The organism is Nodosilinea sp. LEGE 07298 (genome assembly GCF_015207265.1).
Classification (GTDB): domain Bacteria; phylum Cyanobacteriota; class Cyanobacteriia; order Phormidesmidales; family Phormidesmidaceae; genus Nodosilinea.
The window spans coordinates 1-5,560 of sequence record NZ_JADEXE010000372.1 but is presented as its reverse complement, the minus strand read 5'-3'; the positions used below and the strand labels follow the sequence as shown (position 1 = coordinate 5,560).

The 5,560-nt window shown below is 62.5% G+C and carries 2 protein-coding genes; both read left to right on the top strand.

Translation table 11 applies throughout. From position 1 onward, the window contains the following. Window positions 1-3,165, top strand: a 3,165-nt coding sequence (locus IQ273_RS29575) for a hypothetical protein (RefSeq protein WP_194026687.1), incomplete at its 5' end; no start/stop codon positions are given. Window positions 3,166-3,168: 3 nt separating this feature from the next. Next, window positions 3,169-5,560 (top strand): hypothetical protein (locus IQ273_RS29570; protein WP_194026686.1); only part of this gene is annotated, 2,392 nt, incomplete at its 3' end.

The following is a 5,560-nucleotide window of genomic DNA, read 5'->3' as shown; positions in this document are numbered from 1 at the left end:
CTGGTGCTCAGCTCTAGCCGCCTCGACGCCGCTGGCACCCCCAGCAACCCCGCCGCCCCAGGTCGCATTTGGGAGGTGATGGTGGCCCAGCACCTAGAGCAACGCCTGGTAGAGCGCAACCAAACTCTGGTGCGGCGGCTTGCCTATCGCCAGATTGCCTTCACCTTGCTGCGACGCTTTGCCTACAGTGATTGGCAGCAGCAGCTGGTACGGGCCAGTGACTATACCTTCGAATTGGAATGGGTGGAAGAGATTTACCCAGCGCTGCCCACCGCCTACCCAGAGCAGCCCGACCATCTCGATCTGGGAACCCTGTCTGCCGATGAGGCCCGCAGCCTGGATCTACCCCTGCGCAACGGCAACTTCCAGCAGGGGGCGCTGGTGCTCCAGTGGGATGCCCTTCCCTTTTTCTACGAGCATCGTTTGCTGCTCATTGCCCAGAGCGCCACTACGGTCTCTACCCCTAACGAAATTGTGCAGCGCGACTTCGAATACCGCACCCCCGAGCCCACAGGTGAGGTGGTCAGCATTACAGCCCCCGTCCGGGTCAACCCCAATACCCCCGCCATAACCCTTCACACTCGCCAGGTAACCCTACCCCTAAAACGGTTGTGGGACGCCCTACCCGCCCATGTCCAAGATCAGTGGGAAGCCGAAGACCCCGCTACCAGCACCGGGGTTCGCCGCAAGCCCGCCTCACTGCCCGACCCAGAGGTGATCTACCAGGTGGTGGAGCTATACAGCGGCAACCTAGAGGTACAGGTGGAGTATTTCTTTGACCCCACCGCAGGGCAATATGCCCTGCGCCAGCTGGGGCAACGCTTTCTGGGTGAGCTAAAGCGGCTACTGCCGCCGCCCGCCACTCAGCCCCAGGCCGATTTTAGGTTAGAGACTGGCCTGCACCAGATCCATGAGCTGCAGCTCCAGCGGGCAAGCTATTTTGAACCACCACTCATGTCCCTGGCTACTACCGAGGCTAAGGTGCTGCGTCGGCAGGCCCCTTCGCTGTTTTTGGTGGGGGTATTTGACCGCCAAGACCGCGTCAATCTGCTGATCAACTCCGTGCCCGGCCTCTTCCAATCGCCGCTGCCAAGCGCGGGTAGTGATCTGACTGCTCAAGAAAATAATTTAGATGAGTGGTACTCTACCCGAGTCTTTGCCAACCCGCCCGTATCGCCCCCCGATCTGAGAGCGCCGGTACCTCTGCCCGAGGGCGGCGCGGCGGTGCTGCCCGACCTAGTCGACTACCCTGAGGTGCCCAAGCTCACCACTATTCCCAGGCTGCTGCGGCCTAAGCTCACCATTCGCCCCGATCGCATCACCTGGCAGGGCACCATTGTGGAGGCAGAAAAAACGGTCCTCAACAGCTATGGCAATGGCTTGCCTGCTTACCAAGCACCGGCAACCGCTGCAATTAGTAGCGTCTTAAAGGCCCTGGCAGAGAAGACCGTCACGACCCCCTACGCCCTGCCGCCGCGCAGGCCCCACCCGGCAGGCACGTTTATAGAGGGTTTTGCGATCGCGGTCACCTATCCCCCCAATCCCAACCCCCAGTGGGTGCTGCGCTGGACTGGGCCTATGGATACCGCCACCCAAGCCCTCCTCACCGCTGGAGCCCAGGACTATGAGCCACAGTACCGGCAAGGGGTAGAGGCCTTAATTAACCAAGTGCAAGCTGCCAGGGACTCAGTTACCACCGACCCCATCAGGGGCATTTCGCCCCTGCCTGCCACACCGGTAGACCTGCGCAACAAGCTTCTTACGGAAACCGAAACTGGCGCAGACCGGACAGAGTTCCCCCCCACCGTTACCACAACCCACACCCTTAGGTGGCTGGGGTCAATGACTCTTGCCGAAGAATCGCAGCTAATTGCAACCTTCAGAAATCAGCCTAGAGAGGTGGTCAACGCCGTCGATCAGCTAATTAGAGAGGTCTTAGCGGCAGCCCCTCGAACAACCGTCTCTGAGCAAACCATTGCCTTTGCCTGGCCCCGGCTCGACCAACTTGACGCCAGCCAGCAGGCACAGACCGTTGGCAATCCGCTGACTGGGCTAACTCTGATCGGGGGCTCTGGGGCAAGACCCCAGCTTCAGTGGAAAGGAGCCGATAATCTAGGTGTTTCAGCCCAGGATTTGGTGGCGCTGGTGCGCAGTCGTCTCCAGCCGGGCGACCCCTTTATCAGCGCCTTTGCGGCCCTCATACCCCAGCTCGACATCGCCTATAGCGCACCGATGAAGCTCAAGTGGCTGCGGCTGCGGGGGCTGCTGTCGATCGATGAGCAGGTCGCCCTGCGCCAGCTATTTAGCAATCACCTAGCGGCCATTGAGGCCCTGCTGGTGGATATTAGCGATCGCGCCGCCATCGACCAGTTCTACAACGCTGGCTTTAGTCAGCAGCCGATCTCTGGGCCGTTGACGCTTCCAGATCCGCCGAACCCAGATTCGCTGAATGCAGTAGTAGACTTTCCCACCCCCAACGAAACCGTACTGGTCTGGCAGGGAGCGGTCAGTGCCACCGAGCGAACAGCGGTTCTAGCTCTCACCGGGGATGAGGCGTTTACCACAGCCCTAGAGCAGCTGACTCGCCTGCGCCCGGCCACAGCCGCCGATCTGCCGGAAGACATTCGGGCCGAGCTGGAGATCACACCCGCCTCTGCAACGGCGACCGGCAAGCTCACCTGGAGTGCCCCAGCCTACACCGATGCACAGATTCGGAGCTTGCAGGGGCTGGTGGTCGATGAGAGCTTTGGGGCCAGCCTGCGGCGGCTGATCTCGACGATGCTAGAGCAGCTTGCCAGAGTCGAGCCCCCCGAGCCCATCAGCGTGCCCCTGGAGGCTTTACCCTCCCTCCGGCAAGTCTCTATTCCCCTGCCCGCAGCGGAAACTACCCGGCCCGCCACCGCTACCCTGCCCGAGATCTTGCAGGGCAAGCTGCTGATTGGCAACGCGACGATTCGCTACCACGGGTTAATGACTGTGGATGAGGGGCAGGCTTTGCGCCGTCTCTATAGCCATCCCAGCGATCGCGCCGCCGTTGAGCGCCTCTTTCAAGCCTCTACCCAGCAGGGTTTACAGGGGCGCGAACTGCGCCTACAAGCCCGTCGCGGCAGTGCCGCTCCCAGCGACCTCATAGCCCTTGCCCCCCAATCTTTACCCCAGGCCTAAGTCATGGTGTCTACTCCCACAACCACTGTGCCCACCGTTTTGCTCGAAGGCCCTTTTTGGCAAGCCGATGTAGAGGTGGTGCAACTGGCCAGCCCCAGCCAGAACCATGCCTTTCGCAGTCTCTGGCTAGAGCGGCACCCGAGCACCGAGTCGCTCTACCTGCCCGGCACCCTAATTTTGCTGGGCTGTGTCCGCCGGGTCACCGTTACCCCTGTCACCGTTACCCCTACCGCCGCCCAGCAGTACAGCTGGCAGCGATCGCCAGGCCCCGCTCCCGCCGCAGAATTCTCCGATGACCTGCACAACGCCCTGGCTACAGGCGCGCTGACCCTGTTGCTGGTGCAGGCCGACCCCCAGCGCTGGCCTGACCTGGGGTCGACAACCACGACGCCCAGCGCCCAGTCTTGGCCGCCTCTCACCTGCTTAGCGGGCGATATCGCCCTGGGCACCTTTCTCAGCGCTCAGAGAAATGCCACCGAGAACCTCTACAACGCTCTGGCAGTCAGTGCTCCGGCGGCGGCAGATCTGGATCAGGGGAAGCGGCAGGGGGGAACCCGCCTGCGGACGGCTCTGTCGGTGCACAGCAGCGGGCTGTCGCTGTATGGTGGCATCGATCTGCCCTGGAAACCTGAGCCCCTAGCGGCGGCCCTGCAGTTAGCCCAGACCTTTAGCCCTGGCCCCGCTGACTCAGCGGGGCTCTCCACCTTAGAGCCCGGCCCCTTTCGCCTCACTCTGGAGGTGGAGCGGCTTACGCTCCTCGAACGCCAGGCCTGGATCGAGGCCTGGCAGGAGCTAAGCCAGTACCTCACCCCCCGCAACCCACTGAATGGCACGGTGCAAGCCGCCGCTGAAGCAGGCCCCCACTGGGTCACCCTGGAGGTCACCAACCCCACCGCCGTCCCCAACCTATTTTGGGAAATTCACGCCTGGGGGCAGGAACGCAGGCTCAATTTTGCCAACGATAGCCTCAGCCTAATTCTGAGTAACCAGTCGCCCTACGATACCGATGTGCCCCCCACCTCCCTGGGGCGCATCGCGCCGCACCGTGTAAAAGTCAGCCGAGACGGTGACCACCTCATTCTGGAGCCAGAAGCTGGGCTTGCCGCCATCGCCGAGGCTGGTTCCGAGCCTGGGCCAGACTATACCTACCATTACCAGGCCCCAACCCCTACGGAGCCCTCAGAAACTGTCACCCTCAGCGACATCACCTTGGCCTTTGACCCGGTAGCGGTGCCTGAGTTTTTGCGGGCTCGTCAAGGGCAACTGCCGCCTGCTACCGGGGCTGACACCTTTGCCGCGCCAGTTCTGTGGGGTTTTATGCCCCTAGAGCAGGGCTGGTTTCAGCTGCCAATTCTCAACCTGACAGAGCAAATTTATCTAGACAATAGCCTGGCGCGGCCCCTCTCCACTACCAGTACCGCCCCCAGTCTGCTTCAGGGGGCGGTGTCTCTGGGCAATGACAACCCCAAGCTACTCAAGACCGACTACCCCAGCGAGCAGCCCTGGAATCTGGTACTGACCAATGTGGCCCACCTGAGCGGCAAATGGATCCTAACCCCCGCCGAAGCGACAGGCTACCGCCTGAGCGAAGTGACTCTGCGGGGCACGGCCCCCGAGCTGGTACTCAACGGCCTGTTTTGGCTTAGTACTAGTCGCCCCCTGGCCCAGGAGGCGCTGCCTGAGCTGGACAACTGGGTATCTGGGGTGCGATCGCACTCCCTGCGCACCGTCCGCGACAGCGACCTATTCCCAGCGGCGGCGGTGATCCAGCTCGCCAACCTGACTCTTTCGGCCCGAGCACTGCCGCCAATTTCTCGCTCTGAGCCCAAGCCGGTGGTAGCGGCGCTAGGCCCCTGGAGCTTTAGCTACGACGTCAATCGAGAGATCCTGGGCGCTCTGGTCGAAAAAAAGGTGTTGCCCGCCAATACCTTCAGCCAGTTTTTGCCCTGGGTGTGGCAGCACCACAGCACCCTGCCCATGGTGCAGGCCCTGCCCCTGACCCAAACCCAGCTCCCCCCCAACTACCCCAGCGCCAATCGCCAGCTGGTGCCCTTTGAGCTAGGGGTCCAAGACTCGAATGGCAGCGGTGGCTCCATCGCCTCGCCGCAGAGCTGGCGGTTTGAGGCAACCGGGGCCGGGGCCTGGCCCCAGCCGGTCGGCACCGCCCCTGCGGCCAGAGAATGGACCCAGTTGTTTGATTTGCCCCTGGTTTCCCTCTCGCTGCCTGGGCTAGTGCTCGACCCCAGGGCAGGCGAGACGGGGTTAGCCGCCGACTTCAGCCTCAACTTACCCAGCCAGTACCGCTTCGACCTACCCTACACCGATGAACCCAACGCCCTGGCCCAGCTGCCCGAACCATCCCAGGACGCCGAAGCGGTCTCGCCCTTGCCCACCT